Origin of the sequence: 'Camptotheca acuminata' phytoplasma (genome assembly GCF_041276565.1) — a bacterium.
Classification (GTDB): Bacteria; Bacillota_I; Bacilli_A; order Acholeplasmatales; family Acholeplasmataceae; genus Phytoplasma.
This window is the reverse complement of the sequence record NZ_JBGGGR010000029.1, coordinates 1-2,343: the sequence shown is the minus strand read 5'-3', so window position 1 is coordinate 2,343 and position 2,343 is coordinate 1. Positions and strand designations below refer to the sequence as shown.

3 protein-coding genes, 1 tRNA gene and 1 rRNA gene are annotated in these 2,343 nt (G+C 24.2%); all 5 read left to right on the top strand.

Annotation, left to right across the window (positions count from 1 at the left end; genetic code table 11):
- Positions 1–409 precede the first annotated feature (409 nt).
- Positions 410–880, top strand: coding sequence for a Panacea domain-containing protein (locus AB6A63_RS01980; RefSeq protein WP_370431016.1), 471 nt, complete (start codon positions 410–412; stop codon positions 878–880).
- 183 nt (positions 881–1,063) lie between these two features.
- A complete protein-coding gene (locus AB6A63_RS01975; RefSeq protein WP_370431015.1) occupies positions 1,064–1,192 on the top strand; it encodes a hypothetical protein in 129 nt (42 codons plus the stop codon).
- Positions 1,193–1,340: 148 nt separating this feature from the next.
- Positions 1,341–1,511, top strand: coding sequence for a hypothetical protein (locus AB6A63_RS01970; protein WP_370431014.1), 171 nt, complete (start codon positions 1,341–1,343; stop codon positions 1,509–1,511).
- A 294-nt stretch (positions 1,512–1,805) separates the two neighbouring features.
- Positions 1,806–1,891: transfer RNA gene (locus tag AB6A63_RS01965), tRNA-Tyr, on the top strand.
- A 111-nt stretch (positions 1,892–2,002) separates the two neighbouring features.
- A 16S ribosomal RNA gene (locus AB6A63_RS01960) occupies positions 2,003–2,343 on the top strand; the annotation flags it as partial.

The window sequence follows — 2,343 nt, the reverse complement described above, 5'->3', positions numbered from 1 at the left end:
TTTGGATTTTTTAGTTTGGAACTAATTATATTTCGGCATATATAGATTTTTTAAAAAAAAATTATTAATTTAAATTATTAAAAAAATTAATTTAATAATATTTTATATCATTTCAAAAAAACATTTTTTTAAAAAAATATTATAATAAATATATAAAATAATTAAATATTTTTAATATTTTTTTAAACAAAGTTATTCAAAAGGTATCAGAAATATTGTGGTAGTTTTTAGTAAGTTTATATAAATTAATTAATTTATATAAACTAATGAGAAGTTGTGGAATAAATCAATATAATTAAGACAATAGTTATATTTTTTAAATGTTTAATTAAAATTTGTACCTTTCACAAAGATAACTTATCTTAAAAATTTTTAAATAAAATTATAATTAAAAAAGGATCAAAGTATTATGAATTCGAATAATAAAATAAACGTTTATGATGTTACTAATTATTTAATTCGTCAAATTTATACTTGTCAATGTCAAATTACTAATATGAAAATAAATAAACTATTGTATTATATTCAAGGATATTATGTAGCGAAATACGATAAATTTCTTTTTGAAGAACCGATAGAAGCGTGGATGTTTGGACCAGTTATTCCACATATTTATGGTGAATTTTTTGAATTTGTTGATAAACCTATCGATAAAGATTATATTTGTCAAGGAGCTACTAATAACGAAATAACACAAGAAGCCAAAGACATCATTGAACAAGTTATACAAAAATATGCTAATTTGGATGCTTATAAATTAAGTGTTCAAACGCATAAAGAAAGTCCGTGGCAACAAGCTTACAACCCACGAAAAAAATGGAAAAACAATATTATTACTTTGCAATCATTAAAAGATTTTTTCAAAAACCAAAAAAATTAATGATTCGAAAGGTTCCCAACTTGGATTTGAAAAAATTATCAAATAAAAAAACAATTTCAAGAAATTATTCGCATTATTAGTAGTCTTTGCCAGAACATATCAAGAACTAAAAATTTAAAAAAAAGTAATAATTCAGCAAATGGAGATATAGAAGCAACTTATAGAGATACTATCGCTCTTCATTTGAACATCTATTCTTCTATGTTCGAAGGTTTAGTTTCTGCTGAATCAATAAATGCACATGGCAAAACAGACATTATGATACCTTTAAAAGATAATGTAAGATATATTGCAGAATACGCTATTTTTTAAAAAAAATCAACAACTTTTATGCCGATACAAAAAAAATTTAAACAATTAATTTATAATGCCACAGATAAGGACACAAAAATTTCATTAATTTTTTTTTGTTTTAGATAAAGTTTTTGAACCTAATAAAATTTTTGATTTAGTTGTTAAAGTGTTTAAAGAAAATAGTTTTTCGGAAAAAATCATTTCTAAAAAAGAAATATATAAAAATCATGATTGGATAATAAAAACTAAAATAGAAAAATTACCAGAAATAAATTTTGAAATTCATGTGGGAATTTATCATTTTTATTATGATAGAGATTACAGAAATCAAAAATAAAAATTAACTTATATTAGAACTATCTATTAATAAAGCGAAATTATTGTTTGTCGAAATTGAAATATTTATTTATTATTTGTTATAATAATAAATGTTAGTTGAAAAATATAAGATAATTTTGCATTTTTCGCTTAAATTTATAAAAAACAAAATGTTATTTTTTTAATAAAAAAATATTTATTACAAAATTTATTTTTTTTAAAAAAAAATATTATTTTGTAAAAATTTATGTTAAAATTAAATGTAGTTTTTTTATAGAAAATAAAATTTTATTAGTTAATTTTTAATTTTCCCGGAGGGGTAGCGAAGTGGCTAAACGCATCAGTCTGTAAAACTGCTCCTTAACAGGTACGATGGTTCGAATCCATCCCCCTTCACCATTAATATTTTTTATTAAATTTCTATATTTCAACTTATTTCTTTGAAAACTGAAGATGATTAAAAATCGATTTTTTTAAAACAAGTTTTTTGTTCTTAAGATCAAAAATCTTAAAACGAAGAGTTTGATCCTGGCTCAGGATAAACGCTGGCGGCGTGCTTAATACATGCAAGTCGAACGGAGACCATTTATGGTTTTAGTGGCGAACGGGTGAGTAACACGTAAGTAACCTGCCTTTAAGACGAGGATAACAAGTGGAAACATTTGCTAAGACTGGATAGGAAATAGAAGGATAACCTTTTATTTTTAAAAGACCTTCTTCGGAAGGTATGCTTAAAGAAGGGCTTGCGCCACATTAGTTAGTTGGTAGGGTAAAAGCCTACCAAGACTATGATGTGTAGCTGGACTGAGAGGTTGAACAGCCACATTGGGACTGAGACACGGCCCAAACTC

Coding starts and splice junctions, on each gene's coding strand:
- AB6A63_RS01980 (WP_370431016.1), top strand. CDS start 410: ATGAATTCGAATAATAAAATAAACGTTTATGATGTTACTAATTATTTA.